Origin of the sequence: Stenotrophomonas sp. ATs4 (genome assembly GCF_051861585.1) — a bacterium.
Taxonomy (GTDB): Bacteria; Pseudomonadota; Gammaproteobacteria; order Xanthomonadales; family Xanthomonadaceae; genus Stenotrophomonas; species Stenotrophomonas maltophilia_AS.
Map to the genome: position 1 here is coordinate 190,982 of NZ_JBLYPK010000004.1, position 18,617 is coordinate 209,598.

Here is an 18,617-nt window from a genome sequence, read left to right on the forward strand (position 1 = left end):
GCGGCACCTGCGTCTGCGACGGCTTAACAACGTGCAAGAATGCCGAAAGCGACTTCGATCAAACGCTGTTTGCAACTCTTCTGATTGGCACCGCGCAGCAGCACGCGTACAGATGACGTGCCATCGAAAAGGGATGGCCGGGCTTCGAAAACCCGTGCGCTTGTTTGACAACGCTTGCCCGCCGGCGCCACCCCTCGTGGCGCCGGCGGGCAATCCGTCTGCCGGTCATGGCGGGCGGAGCGTGGAGGCCTCGTGCCTGCCGGTTTCAACAAGCGCCCGGTTTTCGAGCCACGTCTCCGCCCGCCACCTTTGTGTGGCGGCTACCGTCTGTCCTGCACGGAGCATTGCCATGACCTCACCGGACTTTCCCCGCCTGCATCCGCATCACTCGCCCGCCAATGCCGGTGAGTCGCCAGAGCACGCGCCTGCAGCCGATCCCAACGCCTTCATCGCCACCCTCGACCGCATCGGCAAAGGCGCGGCTGCCGACGGCCAGCCCTGGCCCGAACGTCACCAGATGCCGGGCCGCTGCATGGCATTGGCCGACGCGGATTGCACGTTGGCCGGGCTGCGCGTGGCGCTGGAAATACTGCTGGCTGCCGAGCGCGTGCGCCAGAACGGTCCCGACGAGGAGTACGTGGGCGACCGCGTGATGGAGGGCCTGATGATGGCCAGCCTGTCGCTGACCGCGCAGGTCAGCGCACGCATGCGGCCGGAAGGGTGACACGGGGCACATCGTCTGCTGTTCCACCGGGCATGGCCCGGCGCTACCGCCGGCATCACATCACTCGCAGAGCGCGCTGTCTTCCTTCAACGCGGCATCCTGCAGTGGCTGGCGCTGTTCGATCTGCTCACGTTGTTCCGCTGTCGGCTCGCCCAGCCACCACACACGGCAGCGCGCGGTAAGACGGCCGACCATCTTCGACTGGTCCGGCGAATAAAGCATCGCCAACGCGGTGCCGGGGCAGTCGTGGGCCTGGCAGGCGGTGTAGAACCACCACGGCTCGCCCTGCAGCACCACCAGCTCGCCGGGCCCGCTGGGCCCGCTCAACAGGCGTTCGCGCAGCGACGGAATCTCTTTGTCGGCGGATTCGGCCGCCGCTGTGTTCTTCATCAGGGCGTTGAACGCGGCCAGCACCTTCGGGTCCTTGCGGCCACAGTCGTCCACGGTGTTGCCGCCCACCAGGGTGAAGAAATGGGTCGCCAGCGGATTGTCCGCGCAGGTGAGTTCGCCGCCGACGCTCGGGTCTTCCGGTTCGCCTTCGTTGTCCCACACCGAGGGGTCCACGCCGTCTTCGATGGACGGTTCCTTCTCGACCACCGTCGCCGTGGCGGCCGGTGCTTCGGTGGTCGGTGCCGGTGCCGCCGGTGCTGCGGCCGGTGCCGGTGCCTGCCCGCAGGCGGCCAGCAGTGCGACCGTCAGTGCCATCCCTGTGATTTGAATCTTCATTCCCTGTCCTGTTCCATCCATTCGAGATTCCCGGCAGGTGCGGTCAGCGCACCTTTCGGGTCTCTGATTGTACGGGTACAGGGTTGCACTGCAGCGCGGTGGCGGCACAACGGCCGCCACCGCGGGCACCGTCACGGCGGCAGGGTCTTCTGCACGCTGATCTGGATGCCTTGGTTGTCGCGGCTGCTGCTGTCGAGCTGGCTCTGGTACTCGGCGCGCAGCGTCCAGCCCTTCAGCGTCTGCAGGCCGATGCCGGCGCCCAGCAGCGTGTGGTTGCGCGACTGGCGGTTGAGCGTAGCGCGATACACCGGCCCGGACATCAGGTCCACGTAGCGCATGAAGGCCTGGCTGGAACCCTGCATGTCATGCCCGAACTCAGCGCGCAGCTGCGGCGTCCACATGCCGTAGTCGCGCTTCACCAGCCACTGCGCCAGCACACCGGCAGTGGCGGTGCTGGTGTTGACGGTCTGCCGCTGGTAGTCGAGTGCGTACACCTCGTCGCCGTGCTCGCGATAGCCATCCAGCGTGGCCCGCGCCAGATCCAGGCGGCCGTACGGGGTCAGCAGCAATGCGTCGCTGCGATGCTGGTAACCGGTGGAGAACGAGGCGAACCACTGCTTACCGTCGCGGCTGCCGTAGGCGGTATTGCTGTTGTCGGTGATGAAGCGGCGCGCATCGAACGTCAGCCACTGGTAGCCCAGCAGGCCATCCACGTAGAACCCGCCTTCGGGATGGAAGCTGCCGTAGCCGGCGATGCTGTAGCCATCCACCGTACTGCGGCTGCCGTTGCGTCCGATATCCGACGCGTCGTGGCCGTAGCCCAGGCCGGCACCCAGAGTCAGCGACGGGCCAAGCTGGCGGTCGGCACCCACGCTGACACCGGAGGTGGTGAAGTCGATGCCATTGCTGCTGGCACCCGGCTTGAGCGTGCCGAAGTTCACTGCGCCGCCGGTCCAGAAGGCGAATCCATCGGACGCGCCAGCGGCAGGCGCAACATCGCCCTGCAGCGCAGGTTCCTCGATCATCGACAGCCCTTCACCGCTGGCACCGATGCCCTTGCGCAGCAGATCATCCTGCTGCGTACGGCGCTGGCTGCTGGCCGAACTGAAGGTGATGCCGTTGCTGAAGCCAGCACCGCCGCCACCGGCGCGCAGACTTTCCAGGCGGCGCTGGAAGTTGGTGATCTGGCCCACGGCCATGCGCCGCGCACCTTCCACCTGCGCTTCCAGCACACCCAGCACTTCGGCATCGCGCGAGGGATCGCTGCGTGGCTTGACCACCACATCGACTGTGCCGGGCGCGGAGGTCGCATACGCGTTGCTCAGCGTGTAGGTGATGCGCACCGCGCCACCGAACGTCGCCGCCGAGGTGAAGGCCAGCGTGTAGCCGGCGCCGCTGGCGCTGATCGTAGCCGCACCGGCATCCGCCGGCGACACCGAGACCACGGCTGCGGCGGTGAACGGCCCACCGCGCGCGGTGGAGGTCAGGTCCACGTTGACCACACGCCCGGCGATGACAATGGCGGTCAGCGCCGGCGCCACCGGCCGTGGGTTGACAGTCACCCTGACCGGCGCAGGTGCCGATGCACCAAACGGATTGCTGAGCGTGTATTCGAAGTCCACCACACCGGACGCATCGGCATCGGCGCTGTAGACGATGCTGGCGCCCTGCACCACCGCCGTGCCGGACGACGGCGCGCGGCTGATGGTGACCGCAGTGAACGGCCCGTTGATCGCTCCGGCCTCGGCCTGCACAGTCACCGACTGTCCGGCCAGCACGGTGGCACTCTGCGCGGCAGCCACCGGTACCGCCAGCGGCGTGACTGTGATGCTGACAATCGCCACCGTGGAGGTGCCGCCAGGGCCCGTGGCGGTATAGGTGAAGCTGTCGTTGCCGAAGAAGTTGCTGGCCGGGGTGTACGTCACGTTGAGCCCGTTGACGGTGGCGGTGCCGTGCGCGGGCACCTGCGCGATCGCGATGCTGGTGATCGGGCCGGTGTCGTTGGCGGTGACGTCGATGCTGGCCGGTGCATTGGCCGGCGTGCTCGCCGCATCGTTCACCACCACCGGTACCGGCTGGTTGATGCCCAGGGTGAACGGCTGGCTGCCGGTGAAACCGAATGTGTCGGTGGCGGTCACTGTGAAGCTGTAGCTACCGGCGGCGGTGGGCGTGCCACTGAGTACGCCGGCGCTGCTGAGCACGATGCCCGGCGGCAACGCGCCGGCGCTGAGGCTGTAGGTGAAGCTACCGCTGCCACCGCCGGCACTGAGTGTCTGGCTGTAGGCCGCCGCCACCTGTCCGCCCGGCAACGTGGTCTGCACGAACACGATGGCAGGTGCGTTCACGGTCACGGTGTAGGCCTGGCTGCCGTTGAAGCCAAAGCCATCGGTGGCGCGCACGGTGAAGCTGTAGCTGCCGGTGGTGGTCGGCGTACCACTGATCACGCCGGCACTGCTCAGCGCGACGCCCGGTGGCAACATGCCCGCGGTCAGGCTGTAGCTGTAGCCACCATTGCCACCGCTGGCGCTGAGCGCCTGGCTGTAGGCGATGCTGCCGGTAGCCGCTGGCAACGTGGCCGGTGTGATCGTGATCGTCGGCGCAGCCACGGTGAAGGTGTAGGCCTGGCTGCCGGTGAAGCCGACGCTGTCGGTGGCGGTGACAGTGAAGTTGAAGGTGCCGGTGGTGGTGGGTGTGCCACTGATGGCCCCGGCACTGCTCAACGCGATGCCCGGAGGCAGTGCGCCCGCCGACAGGCTGTAGGTGTAGCTGCCCACACCACCGGTCGCGGTGAGCGTCTGGCTGTAGGCCACACCGCCCGAGCCGCCCGCCAGCGTGGCCGGTGCAAGCGTGATGGCCGGTGCATTGACCACCAGGGAATAGACGCGGCTGCCGGTGAAGCCATTGCCGTCGGTGGCCTGCACGGTGATGTTGAAGGTGCCGGCCACGGTCGGCGTGCCCGACAGCGCGCCTGTACTGCTGAAGCTCATGCCGACCGGCAGCGCGCCACTGGTCAGGCTGAAGGTGTAGGTGCCATTACCGCCGCTGGCTGTCACCGTCTGCGAGTAGGCCACGCCGCCGGTCGCCGCTGGCAAGCTGGTTGGATCGACCACGACGGTCGGTGCCGACACCGCCAATGTGTAGTTGTTGGCGACGGAGAACGGCGCGCCGGTGCCGGTGGTGCTGTCGGTCGCGATCACACTGAGGCTGAAGGTGCCTGCCTGCGTGGGGGTGCCGCTGAGCACGCCCGCGGAGGAGAACGACAGACCAGCCGGCAGAGTGCCGGTGAGCTGGTAGCTGTAGCCCGGGTTGCCACCACTGGCGACGAAGGTGGCGCTGTAGGCCGTACCTGCGCTGGCGCCGGCCAATGTGCCCGGCGCCAGCGACAGCACCGGCGCGCTGACTACGCCGGTGTAGCTCTGGCTGCCGGTGAAGCCACCGCCATCGGTGGCGGTCAGGGTGAAGCTGTACGGACCGGCCTGGGTCGGCGTGCCGCTCAGTTCACCCGTTGCAGTGTTGAGGCTGAGGCCGACCGGCACCTGCCCCGCAGTGATGGCAAAGGTGAAGGTGGTCGGCTGGCCGGAGCTGGCGGTAATGGTCTGGCTGTAGGCAACGCCTGCCACCGGCGACGGCAGGCTCGCCGGTGTCACCGTGATGGTGGGCGCGGCGATTGACATCACGTAGTTCTGAGTCCTTCTGAAGGGCGCGCCAGTACCGGTGGTGCTGTCGGTGACGCGCACCGAGAAGGTGAAGAGACCGGAAACCGTCGGCGCGCCGGACAGCGTGCCCGTGGAAGACAGGGTCACTCCATTGGGCAACGCACCCGCACTGATCTCGAAGACGTACGGCGCGGTGCCACTGCCCGCGCTGAAGGTGACGTTCAACGGTGCGCCGGCCGTGCCGGACAGGGTGCCCGCCGGCGGTGTCAGCGTCAGCGACGGCCCACTCACGCTGAAGGTGTAGGCACGGTTGCCGGTGTAGGGGCCGCCGCTGGTACTGCTGTCGGTGACCGTGATCGTTGGAGAGAAGGTGCCTGCAGCAGTGGGCGTGCCGCTGATCACGCCGGCAGTGGACAACGTGAGGCCCGGCGGCAACGCACCTGCAGTGACCGCATACGTATAGCCGGCGGTACCGCCAACGGCCGTCAGGTTCTGGTTGTAGGCGGTGCCGGCAGTGGCCGCTGGCAGCGTAGCCGGGTTGATCGTGATCGTCGGTGCATTCACCGCCAGCTGCAGCGCGCCGCTGGTAGCGCTGACCGGTCCGCTGCCGGCGCTGCTGTCGGTCACGGTCACCGTGAAGTTGAAGGTGCCGCCTGCGGTCGGCGTGCCGGACAGCGTGCCGTTGCTGGCCAGGCTGACGCCCGCCGGCAGACTGCCCGATGCAATGGCGTAGCTGTACGGCGCGATGCCACCGCTGACGCTGGCAAGCGACTGGCTGTAGGCCACGCCGACCGTCGCAGCCGGCGGATTGGCCGGTGCATAGGTGAGGGTTGCTGCAGCGATGGTCAGCGTCAGCGAGCCGCTGGTGGTACTGAACGGCCCGGTGCCGGTGCTGCTGTCGGTGGCCCGCACGGCAAAATTGAAGGTGCCATTGGCGCTGGCCGTGCCGGACAGCGTGCCGTTGCTGGCCAGCGTGATGCCCGGCGGCAGACTGCCGCTGGTGATCGCGTAGGAGTACGGCGCAGTGCCGCCGCTGGCGCCGGCCAGCGACTGGCTGTAGGCCAGCCCGACCGTGCCTGCGGCAGGGCTGGACGGCACGTAGCTGATGGTGGCCGGCGATACGGTGATGGTAACGGTGGCTGGCGCCGAGGTGCCGCCTGCATTGGTGGCGGTGTAGGTGAAGCTGTCCGGGCCGGAATAGCTGGCGGTGGGCGTGTAGGTGATGGTGGTGCCGCTGGCGGTGGCCGTGCCGTGCGCTGCTTGGGTGCCGACCGCTACCGAGGTGGCCGCGCCGCCGGTGAGGATCAGGCCAATGGGGTTGTTGCTGCTGCCATGGGCGACCGTGGCGCTGACCGGATTGGCGACCGGCGGCATCACGTTCTGCACATTGATCGACAGGTTGGCTGCGGAGAAGAACGCTGTCGGCGCGCTGCTGTCGGTGATGCGCACGGTGAAGTTCTTCAGGCCCAGCACCGTTGGCGTGCCGCTGATGGTGCCGTTGCTGGCCAATACCAGCCCGGCCGGCAGGGTGGTGCCACCATCCAGAGTGTAACTGTAGGGAGCTATGCCGCCGGCACCGGTCAAGGAGAAGGAGTACGGCGTGTTGATCGCTGCGGCGCTGGGCGCGTTGGTCACGCTGATGGTCGGTGCGGCCACCGTGATCGAGTAACCCGCCGTACCGGTGAGCGGCGTGCCTGCGGTGCTGTCGGTAGCGGTGACCGAGAACGCGAAGGTGCCCTGCGTGGTGGGCGTACCGGTGATGCTGCCTGCGTTGAGTGCCAGGCCCGGCGGCAAGCCACCGCTGCTGACCGCAAAGGTGTACGGCTGGATACCGCCGCCGCCGATCAGCGCTGTGGTGGGGTAGGCCGCGCCGACGGTGCCGCCCGGCATCGTTGCCGGCAAGATCGTGATCGGTGACGCCGCAGGCTGGATATGCACCGTCACCGTGACGAAGTTGCTGCCCGAGCCGTCGTCGAAGATGAAAGTGTCTGTGGTCGCACCGCCGCCGTTGTTGCTGTAGGTGATGATCGACGCGGCGTTGTCGGTGACGGTCGCCGTGCCATGGCTGGCAGCCCCAGTGACGTTGCCGATACCGAAGCCCGGGGCGCCTTCACAGCTGCTGGCATTGATGATGACGGTGCCGCCGGAGGCCATCGGTGTGCCGGGGCTGGCATTGGGGGGCGTGAAGCTTGTGCATGCCGCCTGCGCCAGACCTGGCGCCGCCAGCGATGCGAGCAGCAGCAGGAACGCTGCCAAGCGGCTGAAAACCACACAGCCGAGTCCCTGGCGCACCGCAACGCGATGCATCAACTCCGCATGCAACATGACCTGCCCCCTGATGCCCGTCTTCCCAACGGGCGGTGCGCCTTGCCGACGCTGATTGGAAAACTGCCCCGGCGCGCAGGTACACGCGCCGTGGATCCGGTTTTCACCGCCAGATAATGTTTTGCCCCTGCCTGACGATTCTGCCCCGGGTCTCCCCCCCGATGGGCAGCGCCATACTTTCACACAAAATGCGAAGTACTTGTCAAGACCCGGGTAAATGCGCAAGAGTTGCGCGACCGGCAGGGGGCCATGTGCCGGCACTAAACCCCAGGGGGAAACGTATGTCGCTACCTTTTGTCGGGCAGATAATGCCCGCGGCGTTCGGTTTTGCGCCGAAGAACTTCGCGTCCTGCAACGGCCAGCTGCTATCCATCGCGCAGAACCAGGCACTGTTCTCATTGCTGGGCACTTTCTATGGCGGCAATGGCACGACCAACTTCCAGCTACCCGATCTGCGTAGCCGCACGCCGATCGGTATTGCCAATGCCAGCGCGATCGGGGAGATCGGTGGTGCCGAGAACGTCGCGCTGCAGAGTTCGCAGATTCCACCGCACATCCATACGTTCAATGGCACCACCACGGCCGCCAGCACGCGTATTCCGGCCGGAAATGTCCTGCTGGGCAGCACCGGCACCCAGAATGTCTATGCGGCGGCCAGCGGCACGCAGGTTCCACTCAATGCCTTGGACAACGCAGGCCAGACGCAGCCGCATGCCAATATCCAGCCCTATCTGACGCTTAATTTCTGCATCGCATTGTCCGGAATTTATCCCTCGCGCAGCTGACCGGAGCATCGACATGTCAACGCCCTATATCGGTGAAGTGCGGCTGTTTCCCTACAACTTTGCGCCGGTCGGCTGGCTCGAGTGCGATGGACGCCTGCTTTCCATTGCCGAATACGACGTGCTGTACAACCTGCTTGGAACCACCTACGGCGGAAACGGCCAGGATACCTTCGGGTTGCCAAACCTCTGCGGTCGCGTGCCCGTCCATCAGGGCCAAGGCACCGGTTTGTCCACCTATGTTCTGGGGCAGTCAGGTGGGTCTGAAACGGTGACGCTGACCAACCCGCAATTGCCCGCCCACACCCACTCGTTCAACGCAGTGACCTCCGCTGCGGGCTCGCCAACACCTGCAAGCAATCTGCAGCTCGGATCGGTAAGCGGCGAAACGCTTTACACCAGCAGCATCTCCGGCATTGCCGGCGGCAACCTGGCGCCGGCCGCAGTCGGTCCAAGCGGTGGCAGCCAGCCGCATGACAACACCATGCCCTCGCTGGTGGCGCGCTACTGCATCGCATGGGCCGGCGTCTATCCGTCGCAGAGCTGACCACCAACGATCGGCTACAAGGACCTATCTCATGAGCGATCCCTATCTTGGCGAGATCCAGATCTTCGGCTTCAACTTCGCCCCCAATCACTGGGCCATGTGCCTGGGACAGCTGCTTCCGATCCAGCAGAACACCGCGCTGTTCTCGTTGTTGGGCACGACGTTCGGCGGTGACGGCCGGACCACGTTCCAGCTTCCCAATTACAGCAACAACGCCAGCTGTGGCCAGGGCACCGGCCCCGGGCTGACCCAGCGTGACATGGGTGAAACGTTCGGCTCCCAGCAGGTCACCCTCACGATCAACGAGATCCCCTCGCACACCCATTCCGCGCGCATCTACAACCAGCCCAACAAGGCTTTGCGCACAGGTATTCCTGCTCCGAACGATGCCCTGGTGACGCCCGGCGCAGTGTCGATCCTCACGCCCGCCACCACGCCCAACAGTGTCTATCCTCCCACCACCATCGGCAGCGCCGGGGGCGGATTGCCGCACGAGAACAGGCAGCCCTATCTGGCGATGAACTTCTGCATCTGCCTGGCAGGCGTATTCCCTCAACGACCGTGAGCACACTGGCTGCATTGGCGTTTCCTCCGCTGCGGGCCACATGGCTGCCCGCGGCGGAGGAAACTCTGCCCCCGCATCTGCAATGGCGCGAAGCGGAAGATGGCGACCTGCCGTTCCTGCGTCAGCTCTACGCCGACACGCGGGCAGCCGAACTGGCTGCAGTGGCGTGGCCGCAGCTGATGCGGCAGCAGTTCCTCGACAGCCAGTTCGCGCTGCAGCACCTGCACTTCACCACGCATTACCAGCCGGCGCAGTATCTGTTGGTCGAACATGCGGGCGCGCCGATCGGCCGTCTGTACCTGCACAATGACGGCCACGAAGCCACCGTCATCGACATTGCACTGACACGTGCGATGCGCGGCAACGGCATCGGCTCGCACCTGCTACGCCTGATCCAGACGATTGCCCGGCGCGATGGCCTGGCAGCGGTGGTGCTGCACGTGGACAAGCGCAATGAGGCCGCGCAGCGGCTCTACCAGAGACTGCACTTCACCACCGAAGCCGATATTGGCAGCCACCTGCAGATGCGCTGGCCGACGGCCTGATTCAGTTGAACAGCGCCTGGTAAATGAAACCGGTTCGATCACGTGCGATTGGCACCAGGAAAATACCGAACTCACCGAGGCCGTCATGGCGCATGGTGTAGGTGCGCTGTGGAAACAGCACGGCCGATTCATTTCGGAACAACAGCGAGAACGGCGCGCGCATCTGGCCGGTCAAGCGCTGATCGGGCAGCGGTGCGGCCTCGACGAGCACGAAAGGTACGCCGGTATTCTCGATGTCGGCGCTGAAGGTTTCGTTGAGATGACCTGCGAACTGGTCCAGCTGGAAAAAGTGCATGCGTCCCCTCCCCCGGTTGTCAGCGAGCATGCCGAAGCAGTCGCGTGCTTTCAATGGGGCCTGTGCCAACGCCTGCCGGACCCGGATGGGGGATACTCAGTTTCAATCACCCGGCGTGCCAGGACTGAGCCCATGCGTATCTGTCTGATGCTTTTCGCCCTGTCCGGCCCACTGTTGGCAACCGCGAGCCCACCCTCCGCGCCTGCTGCCGCCCGGCTGCCGGATGCGCCGCTACCCCCTTCATTGGATCGCGTACTGCGCGACTACGAACAGGCATGGCGCACGGGTGATGCCAAGGCGTTAGCTGCGCTCTTCGCCGAGGATGGCTTTGTGCTGCAGAGCAACCAGCCACCGGTGCGCGGGCGCGCCGCGATCGAGACTGCGTATGCCGGCCAGGCCAGCAGTCCGTTGCGGCTGCGTGCCTTGGCGTATTCGATGGAGGGCAACACGGGCTACATCATTGGTGCCTACGGCTACGGCAACAACGTGGGCGATACCGGCAAGTTCACGCTGACGTTGAAGCGCGTGGGTGATGGGCCGTGGTTGATCTTCTCCGACATGGACAACACCAGCGCGCCGCCACGGGCGCGGTGATGGAAGCCGCGGGTTCCGTCGTAGATCCACGCCATGCGTGGATGGGCCGCGCACAAAAAAACCCCGGCACGTAGCCGGGGCTTTTCGATTCACTTGAACAGCGTGTCCGGATACTCCGGTTTCTGTTCCCGGGCCAGCAGCGCGCGCAGGCCTTCTTCCGGTGTCTGCTCGCCGTGCAGCACGGCACGCACGCGGTCGGAGATCGGCAGGTCGATGCCATGGCGGCGCGCCTGTCGCATCACTTCGTCGGCGGTCTGCACCGATTCGACCACCTGGCCGATTTCGCGCACGGCATCCTGCAGCGTCTGGCCGCGGCCCAGGGCCAGGCCCAGGCGGCGGTTGCGCGACAGGTCGCCGGTGCAGGTCAGCACCAGATCGCCCAGGCCCGCCAGGCCCATCAGCGTTTCCGGCTTGGCGCCGATCGCAGCGGCCAGGCGCAGCATCTCGTTGAGGCCACGGGTGATCAGGCCGGCACGGGCGTTGAGGCCCAGCTGCATGCCATCGGCCACACCGGTGGCCACGGCCAGCACGTTCTTCATTGCGCCGCCCAGCTCGGCACCGACCATGTCGTCGCCGGTGTAGGCGCGGAACGCCGGGCCATGCATCGCCTCGGCCACCGTCTGCGCGAACTCGGGCACGTCGCCGTGCACGGTGATCGCCGTCGGCAGGCCCAGGGTCACTTCCTTGGCGAACGACGGGCCGGTAACGACGGCCAGCGGCACGTCCTCACCCAGTACTTCGCGCGCTACCTCATGCAGGAAGCGGCCAGAACCGGGCTCGAAGCCCTTGGTGGCCCAGGCCACGCCGGCATCGGCCGGACGTAGCGGTGCCAGCGCACGTACGGTTTCGCCGAACGCATGCGACGGCGTCACCACCAGGATCCAGGCCGCGCCTTCCACGGCCGACGCCAGGTCGGTGGTGGCACGCAGCGATTCCGGCAGCGGAATGCCCGGCAGGTAACGCGGATTCTCGTGGCGCTGGTCAATGGCTTCAACCACGGCGGCATCGCGCCCCCACAGCACGGTCTGGCGACCGTGCCGTGCGAGCAGCGTGGCCAGCGCGGTTCCCCAGGAACCCGCGCCAAGCACGGCAATCTTGTCAGCGGTAGTGCTCATCCGTGACGTCGCAGCCGGGATCAGGCGTTGCCGACCGGCTCGGAGTCAGCCAGCGACGGTGCGTCGCCCTGCTCCTGGCGCTGGCGCAGGGTTTCTGCGTACAGGCCTTCGAAGTTGATCGGCTGCAGGAAGAACGGCGGGAAGCCGCCGGCCTGGATCAGGTCGCTGACCAGCTGGCGCACGTACGGGAACAGGATGTTCGGGCACTGGGTGCCGAGCAGCACGTCGATCGACTGCGGGTCCAGGCCGACCAGGCCGAACACGCCGGCCTGCTTCACTTCGGCCACGTAGGCGGTGCGCTCACCGGCCTGGCAGGTCAGGGTCACGGCCAGCACGACTTCGAAGGCGTTCTCACCCAGGCGCTGCACCTGCTGGTTCAGGTTCAGCTGCAGCTCCGGCTGCACCTGGTCGTTGAAGATGGTCGGAGCGTTCGGCGACTCGAAGGAGACGTCCTTGACGTAGATCTTCTCGACGGTGAAAGCGGGGCCGGTGGCGGCATCGGCCGGCGCAACGGCGCCGTTGGTGGTCTCTTCGGACATTTCCAGTAACTCCAGGTGAATGCAATGAAAACGGTGGTCGAACTACTGCGATGGGGGCGGAATCAGGCCCATACAAGGCCGGATCCGCCACCTGCGACAATCAGTTGCGACCCTTGACCAGCGGCAGCTCGGCCTGCTGCCAGGCGGGGATGCCGCCGTCGAGCACGTAGACCTTCTCGAAGCCAGCCTTCTTCAGCGCCTTGGCGGCGGTTTCCGAGGCATTGCCACTGCGGCACACCAGCACCACCGGCGACTGCTTGGCGTTGGCCACCAGCTTGTTGTCCGGGCCGAAGGCACTGGCCTGGGCGTTGCGGCTGCCAGCAATATGGCCCTTCTCGAAGTCACCGCTGGCCGACAGGTCGACCACCACCGTGCCACCCGCGTTGATCAGCTGGGTCAGTTCGGCGGGCTTGATGCCCTTGAAGCCCCGGAACAGGCGGCGGATCTCGGTGACGATGATGGCCACGGTCAGGCCGACCAGGGCCGCGGACAGCATCGGGTTTCGGCCTGCAAAGGCCAGCAACTCTTCGTAATTCACTCAGGTCACGGGTCGATTAAGCGGGCGCCGATTGTCGCACAAGCCGGACGCGGCCCGTCACTGCCCCTTCCACAGGTCCGGCAGGCCGGCGGTCTGCCACCAGCGCTTGGCCTCGGCATCCCAGCGCCAGCGCTCGACCACGACCACGGTGCGCTCGGCCTGGGTGTTCTGGTTGATCACCCCGATTTCGACCCGGCGCTCGACCAGGCCCCCGTCCAGCGCGGCGCTGCTGCGCTCGCGGTAGGACGACACGCGCAGCTGCGCGTAGCGGTTGAGCTCGAACTCGGTGGGCGGTTTTTCCTTGCGCAGCTTGGGGTCCAGATAGCCGATCGCATCGTCCATGCTGCCCCAGCGGATGGTCGCCCCGTAGGCGATCTGGGTCTCTTCCAGCAGCTTGCGCTGCTTGCGGCTCAGGTCGTCGGCCGAGGCCGCGGCGCTGACCAGCAGCAGGGAACACATCAGGAACTGGATGAGGCGGCGCATCGGTGGTTTCCCCAGAACGTCAGCCTGCCATCCTACCCTTTGGCGAAGGCAACGAAGCGACCGCTGAATTCGGCGGCGGGCTTGCCATCGGCACCGGGCTGGGTGGCGATGATGCTGATGCGGGCCTTGCGGCGCTGGCGGAAGGTGTTCAGGAAAGCGTCCCAGCCGGTAGCTTCGGCTGCTTCGGCATGGGCATGCAGGTCTTCGTAGACCGGTGCCAGGTAACGCAGGTTGCTGTCGGCCACGTAGACCTCGGCATCGTGGCCAGCCAGGCGCAGGCGCAGGCTGACCAGCGCCCAGCCGGACAAGGTCAGCACCGAGGCGAGGCTGCCACCGAAGGCGTTGCCCTTGTCGTTGACGTTGGCGGTCAGCGGCGCAGTGATGCGCAGCACGCCATCGGCATAACCGTCGAGTTGGATCTGCATGGCGCGGACCGCCGGCATGCAGTCCAGCACGTCCTGCAGGGCGGTCAGCGAGGAAGTCAGAGCATCAACGGACATCGGAGCAGAGACCACGACAACGAAGGGCCCGCATAATGCAGGCAATGGCCGACCATACGATACCCACTGGCGCCGCCGCTTCCGGGCCGGGCTGGACCTTCATTTCGCTGCGACCGCAGGGCCAGAATTCCGCGCTGCGCCGCGCCGTTGCTGGGCTGGGCGGGCATGCGGTGGCCCTGCCGCCCTGGCGTTTGCAGCGCCTGCACGGCACGCCAGTGGTGCGCCAGCTGCAACGCGCGCTGAACTGCGATCGGGTGGTGTTCACCAGTCCGGCGGCTGTGGCTGCGGCCGCCTGCCTGCTGCCGCTGGCCGCGGCACAGTGCAGCCCATGGCTGACCGTGGGCGAAGGCACCGCGCGGGCATTGCAGGCACAGGGTGCCGGCGAGGTGCATGCACCCCAGCGGATGGACAGCGAAGGCCTGCTGGCGCTGCCGGTGCTGGCCGACGTGCGCGGGCTGCGCGTCGGTCTGGTGACCGCCCCAGGCGGGCGCGGCCTGATCGCTGCGCAGTTGCAGGCGGCCGGCGCCAGCATTGAACGTGCCGACGTCTATCGGCGCCGCCTGCTGCGCCTGCGACCACGCGTGCTGGCTCGATTGGCGCATTCAGCGTCTCCGTGGGTGCTGGCGGTAAGCAGTGGCGAAGCGTTGCAGCATTTCTGGCAACAGCTTCCACCGGCGTTGCAGCAACGCCTGCAGGCCCACGCCAATGTCGTGGTTGCCAGCGAACGGCTGGGCGAGCAGGCGCAGGCATTGGGACTGCAGCGCGTAGTGCGCGCCGGCGGGCCCACCACGGCACAGCTGGTGAGCGCTGCACACGCCACGCTCACCGTCCCGGCAGCGAACTGAACAGGGACGTGGGTCACGCTTGCCGCTGTGGTCGGCAACAGTGATGCTGTGCACAACGCGGCCTGCCGGAACCTGACCGGCGACGTTGCCGACAAGGAAGCCCCATGAACGAGACTCCGCCCGTTTCCCCGCCCCGTCGACCCGCGCGCTGGCTGCTGCCGCTGGCCGGGGTGGTCGTGCTTGGCGTGGGCGGCTATGCCGGCTGGTACGTCTGGCAGCAGCAACAGCACGAACAGGACGCGCAGGCACAGACCACCGCAGTGCAGCTGCAGGGCCTGCAGGCCACGCTGGATGGACTGCGCCGCGACCAGCGCGCGACCAGCCAGCGCCTGCAGGATGCGGCGACCACCAACCGCGTGCTGCGCGACGAGATGCTGGGCCTTTCCCAGCGCAGCGCATTGCTGGAAGAGAACCTGGCCAAGCTGGCCGACAGTGCCAACCAGGGGCGGCAGGCGGTGCAGCGCGATGAGGCCGAGCTGCTGCTGACCCAGGCCGCGCAGCGCCTGAACTACGCCGACGATGTGGAAGGCGCACGCCGCCTGTATGCGCAGGCTGCGACCGCACTGACCAATCTGCCCGACAGTGATGGACTGAACCTGCGCCAGGCACTGGTACAGGAGCGAGAGGCACTGGACGCGCTCGGCGCTGGCCCGCGCGTGCAGTCGCTGCAACGCCTGGATGCATTGGCCAAGGCATTGCAGGGCCTGCCCTCGCAAGTCACGGGCAACGCTGCCGCTACCGCCAGACCATGGTGGCAGGCGACGCTGGCGCCGTTCGTGGACATCACTCCCAGCCGCCAGAACGGCCCGTTGACTGCCGCCGAACGTCGCAATGCCGACGATGCACTGCAGCTGGAACTGACCCTGGCGCGCGCGGCCATCGAACGTGGCGACCGCACCGGCCGCGATACGGCGTTGGCACGCGTGGAGCATTGGGCGCAGCGGCGCTGGCCGGATTCACCGGCCCTGCGCGCGCAACGTGCTGAACTGAAGGCCTTGCGCGAGCTTCCGCTGCAGGCCAGCAACACCGTTATTGGCAGCACCCTGCAGCAACTGCGCACCCAGACCGACCGGAGGTAATACCGCATGAAACCCCTGCAATCCCTGGTCGTGCTGTTGCTGGCCGTGGCCATCGGCGTGGTCGCCGCGCAATGGCTCGGCGCCGATGACCTCAACCGCTTCGGCGAAGTGACGCTGCGCTATGCCGGCTACGACTACCACAGCAACCTGCCCAAGGTGGCCCTGCTGACCGTGGTTGCCGTGCTGGTGCTGTGGCTGTTGTGGAGCCTGATTGCTGCACCGTTCCGTGCCTGGGGCCGTTACCGCCGCAAGCAGGGCCGGGTGCGGCTGATCGATGGCCTGCAGGCTTACGAGCATGGCCAGTGGCAGCGTGCGGAAAAGCTGTTGGACGGTGCCGCCAAGGATCCGGAAGTGAGCGCGGTGGCGCTGGCCAATGCCGTGCGCAGTGCGCAGGCGCGCGCCGACGGCACCGCCAGTGAAGCGCTGCTGCAGCGCCTGGGCGAAAGCGATGCCACCCTGCAGGCGCTGCTGCGCGCCGAACAGCTGCTGGCGCGCGACCTGCCTGTGGATGCCATCAACGCGCTGGACGTGGCGGCGATCCAGCCGCTGCCGCCGCGCGGCCTGTGGCTGCGCACCGAAGCACTGGCCCGTGCCGGCCGTGCCCACGAGGCGTATGGCCAGTTGGGCGCACTGCGTCAGAGCAAGGTGCTGCCGGCCGAATCGAACAGCGAACTGGAAGCGCGCCTGGCCGCACAGGCACTGTTGGAAGCGGCCGACGTCAACGCACTGGCCGCACAGTGGGAAGCCACGCCGAAGGCCCTGCGACCGACCCCCGACGTGGTGGGCGCCTACGCCAGCCGCGCAGTGGCGTTGAACTGGGACGAGCCGGCCCTGCTGGCCCTTGAGCATGCACTGGACCAGCGCTGGGACGACGAGCTGGTGACGTTGTATGGCCGCCTGCCGGCCGAACGCCTGGCCACCCGTCAGGCCAACCTGGCGCGCTGGCGCAATGTGCATGACGACTCCGCCGCGCTGCGCCTGGCGCAGGGTCGCATGGCCCTGGCCCAGCAGCAGTGGGAGGCCGCCGATGCGTTCCTGCATGAAGCCATCGCTGCCGGCGCGGGTGCACCCGCGTGGGAAGCACTGGGTGAACTGTTCGCGCAGCGTGGCGATCACGCGCTGGCCGCGCAGTGCCTGGCCAATGCGCTGCGCCTGCAGCGTGGCGAAGACAGCGTGGAGCTGGTGCGGGGCAACGAAGCGCCGCTGCGTGCAACGGTGGAAGAGCAGCCGCTCACGGTGCAGCCGCCGGTGTATGACGCCAATGAAGAGCGCGACGAATTCGGCAACCCGCGGTTGCCGTAAGTAGATCCACGCCATGCGTGGATGCTTTCCGCACCATGCCGACCAACGGTCGGCACCCACCGGAGAAAAAAACGCCGCCCGATGGGCGGCGTTTTTCGTTGTTCGATGGATGCGATCAGCGTTCGACGATCGCCACCACGCCCATGCCGCCGGCGGTACAGATCGACACCAGCGCGCGACCACCGCCGCGTTCGGCCAGCTGCTTGGCGGCCGTGGCAATCACGCGTGCACCGGTAGCCGCGAACGGGTGGCCGGTGGCCAGCGACGAGCCCAGCAGGTTGATCTTGTCCGGGTCAATGCGGCCCATCGGCGCGTCCAGGCCCAGGCGGTTGCGGCAGTAATCCTCGCTCTCCCACGCACGCAGGGTGCACAGCACCTGCGCGGCGAAGGCTTCGTGGATCTCGTAGATGTCGAAGTCCTGCAGGGTCAGGCCGTTGCGCTTGAGCATCTCCGGCACGGCCACGGTCGGCGCCATCAGCAGGCCTTCGCCATGCACGAAGTCCACTGCCGAGACGTGCGCATCACGCAGATAGGCCTGCGGTTCGTGGCCGTGGGCGCGTGCCCACTCCTCGCTGGCCAGCAGCACCGCGGCGGCGCCGTCGGTCAGCGGGGTGGAGTTGGCGGCGGTCAGGGTGCCGCGGCCGGAGACCCTGTCGAACGCCGGCTTCAGCGTGGCCAGTTTCTCCAGCGAGGTATCCGGACGCAGGATGTTGTCGCGCTCGACGCCGCGGAACGGTGCGATCAGATCGTTGAAGAAACCGCGCTCATAGGCAGCTGCCAGCTTCTTGTGCGAAGACACCGCCCACTCGTCCTGCGAGTCGCGCGAGATGTTCCATTCCTTGGCCATGTCCTCGCAGTGGTCGCCCATGCTCTTGCCGGTGCGCGGCTCGGCCACGCCCGGGAACTCGGGCTTGAGCTCGGAGAACTTGAAGCCGGCGGTGAGCGCACGGATCTTGTCGCCGGTGCTCTTGGCGCGGTTGGCAGCCAGCAGCCGCGCACGCAGCTTCTTGCCGTAGACGATCGGCACGTCGGAGGTGGTGTCCGAACCACCGCCGATACCCGATTCGATCTGGCCCAGCGCGATCTTGTTGGCAACGGTGATGATGCTGTCCAGCGAGGTGCCGCAGGCGCGCTGCAGGGTGATGCCCGGGGTCAGCGGCGACAGGCCGGACGACAACGTGGCTTCGCGGCCCAGGTTCCAGTCGCTGGAGTGCTTGATCACCGCACCCATCGCCACTTCACCGAGTTGCTGGCCGTGCAGGCCGAAACGTTCGACCAGCGCGCCCAGCGTACGGACCGACATGCCGAGGTTGCCGACATCCGAATACGCGGTGTTCTGGCGGCAGAACGGAATGCGGACGCCACCGAGGATGGCGACGGGACGAGCGTTGGGCATGGAGATACCTGGCATGGATGAGGGTGTCTGCAACATGGCCTGCACGACGGAGCAGGCATAA

Annotated in this window: 18 protein-coding genes; 9 read left to right on the plus strand and 9 right to left on the minus strand. The window is 67.0% G+C overall.

The genetic code is table 11. The annotated features are described in order from the left end of the window. The first annotated feature begins 349 nt into the window (after window positions 1-349). Window positions 350-724 carry a hypothetical protein gene (locus tag ABR323_RS09000; protein ID WP_439449033.1) on the plus strand — a complete coding sequence of 125 codons (375 nt, stop codon included), beginning with the start codon at window positions 350-352 and terminating at the stop codon, window positions 722-724. A 60-nt stretch (window positions 725-784) separates the two neighbouring features. On the opposite strand, the gene ABR323_RS09005 is transcribed toward ABR323_RS09000, so the two are convergent. Next, complete coding sequence (locus ABR323_RS09005; protein ID WP_439449034.1) at window positions 785-1,450, minus strand: Ivy family c-type lysozyme inhibitor; 666 nt, start codon at window positions 1,448-1,450, stop codon at window positions 785-787. Between the two features lie 131 nt (window positions 1,451-1,581). Then, window positions 1,582-7,413 (minus strand): putative Ig domain-containing protein, encoded by a 5,832-nt coding sequence (locus ABR323_RS09010; RefSeq protein ID WP_439449035.1) that lies wholly within the window; start codon window positions 7,411-7,413, stop codon window positions 1,582-1,584. A gap of 299 nt (window positions 7,414-7,712) precedes the next feature. Between ABR323_RS09010 and ABR323_RS09015 the strand changes: the two genes are divergently transcribed. Genes ABR323_RS09015 through ABR323_RS09030 form a run of 4 tightly spaced genes read left to right on the plus strand, consistent with a single transcriptional unit; the run spans window position 7,713 to window position 9,870 of the window. After that, complete coding sequence (locus ABR323_RS09015; protein ID WP_439449175.1) at window positions 7,713-8,216, plus strand: phage tail protein; 504 nt, start codon at window positions 7,713-7,715, stop codon at window positions 8,214-8,216. Between the two features lie 13 nt (window positions 8,217-8,229). Next, complete coding sequence (locus tag ABR323_RS09020; RefSeq protein WP_439449036.1) at window positions 8,230-8,760, plus strand: phage tail protein; 531 nt, start codon at window positions 8,230-8,232, stop codon at window positions 8,758-8,760. A gap of 31 nt (window positions 8,761-8,791) precedes the next feature. After that, entirely contained in the window at window positions 8,792-9,325 is a 534-nt protein-coding gene (locus ABR323_RS09025; RefSeq protein WP_439449037.1) for a phage tail protein, read from the plus strand. Further along, the gene (locus ABR323_RS09030) at window positions 9,322-9,870 is read left to right on the plus strand and encodes a GNAT family N-acetyltransferase (RefSeq protein WP_439449038.1); all 549 of its coding nucleotides are present in this window, start codon (window positions 9,322-9,324) and stop codon (window positions 9,868-9,870) included. Before ABR323_RS09025 ends, ABR323_RS09030 begins: the two co-directional genes overlap by 4 nt. A 1-nt stretch (window position 9,871) precedes the next feature. On the opposite strand, the gene ABR323_RS09035 is transcribed toward ABR323_RS09030, so the two are convergent. Beyond that, the gene (locus tag ABR323_RS09035; RefSeq protein WP_180866399.1) at window positions 9,872-10,165 is read right to left on the minus strand and encodes a DUF6916 family protein; all 294 of its coding nucleotides are present in this window, start codon (window positions 10,163-10,165) and stop codon (window positions 9,872-9,874) included. Between the two features lie 147 nt (window positions 10,166-10,312). Here ABR323_RS09035 and ABR323_RS09040 point away from each other — a divergent pair, with 147 nt between their 5' ends. Next, entirely contained in the window at window positions 10,313-10,759 is a 447-nt protein-coding gene (locus tag ABR323_RS09040; RefSeq protein WP_439449176.1) for a YybH family protein, read from the plus strand. Between the two features lie 89 nt (window positions 10,760-10,848). Here ABR323_RS09040 and ABR323_RS09045 read toward each other — a convergent pair whose 3' ends face one another. The 5 genes from ABR323_RS09045 to ABR323_RS09065 all read right to left on the minus strand — a co-directional run bounded on the left by ABR323_RS09045 (window position 10,849) and on the right by ABR323_RS09065 (window position 13,934). Continuing rightward, window positions 10,849-11,874 carry an NAD(P)H-dependent glycerol-3-phosphate dehydrogenase gene (locus ABR323_RS09045; protein ID WP_439449039.1) on the minus strand — a complete coding sequence of 342 codons (1,026 nt, stop codon included), beginning with the start codon at window positions 11,872-11,874 and terminating at the stop codon, window positions 10,849-10,851. A gap of 20 nt (window positions 11,875-11,894) precedes the next feature. Further along, window positions 11,895-12,413 (minus strand): protein-export chaperone SecB, encoded by a 519-nt coding sequence (gene secB, locus ABR323_RS09050; RefSeq protein ID WP_439449040.1) that lies wholly within the window; start codon window positions 12,411-12,413, stop codon window positions 11,895-11,897. Window positions 12,414-12,513: 100 nt separating this feature from the next. Continuing rightward, complete coding sequence (locus ABR323_RS09055) at window positions 12,514-12,951, minus strand: rhodanese-like domain-containing protein (RefSeq protein ID WP_004134671.1); 438 nt, start codon at window positions 12,949-12,951, stop codon at window positions 12,514-12,516. A gap of 57 nt (window positions 12,952-13,008) precedes the next feature. Beyond that, window positions 13,009-13,434 (minus strand): hypothetical protein, encoded by a 426-nt coding sequence (locus ABR323_RS09060; RefSeq protein WP_126928618.1) that lies wholly within the window; start codon window positions 13,432-13,434, stop codon window positions 13,009-13,011. Between the two features lie 32 nt (window positions 13,435-13,466). Next, a complete protein-coding gene (locus ABR323_RS09065; protein WP_135271896.1) occupies window positions 13,467-13,934 on the minus strand; it encodes a YiiD C-terminal domain-containing protein in 468 nt (155 codons plus the stop codon). Between the two features lie 35 nt (window positions 13,935-13,969). On the opposite strand from ABR323_RS09065, the gene ABR323_RS09070 reads away from it, so the two are divergent. The 3 genes from ABR323_RS09070 (at window position 13,970) to ABR323_RS09080 (ending at window position 17,160) form a co-directional block, all read left to right on the plus strand. Then, window positions 13,970-14,779, plus strand: a complete 810-nt coding sequence (locus tag ABR323_RS09070; protein ID WP_439449041.1) for a uroporphyrinogen-III synthase — start codon at window positions 13,970-13,972, stop codon at window positions 14,777-14,779. A 104-nt stretch (window positions 14,780-14,883) separates the two neighbouring features. Continuing rightward, window positions 14,884-15,858: a uroporphyrinogen-III C-methyltransferase gene (locus ABR323_RS09075; RefSeq protein ID WP_439449042.1), complete on the plus strand. Its 975-nt coding sequence runs from the start codon at window positions 14,884-14,886 to the stop codon at window positions 15,856-15,858. Window positions 15,859-15,864: 6 nt separating this feature from the next. Beyond that, a complete protein-coding gene (locus ABR323_RS09080) occupies window positions 15,865-17,160 on the plus strand; it encodes a heme biosynthesis protein HemY (RefSeq protein ID WP_439449043.1) in 1,296 nt (431 codons plus the stop codon). 115 nt (window positions 17,161-17,275) lie between these two features. Here ABR323_RS09080 and ABR323_RS09085 read toward each other — a convergent pair whose 3' ends face one another. Then, window positions 17,276-18,571 (minus strand): acetyl-CoA C-acetyltransferase, encoded by a 1,296-nt coding sequence (locus tag ABR323_RS09085; protein ID WP_135271892.1) that lies wholly within the window; start codon window positions 18,569-18,571, stop codon window positions 17,276-17,278. Window positions 18,572-18,617: the final 46 nt, after the last annotated feature.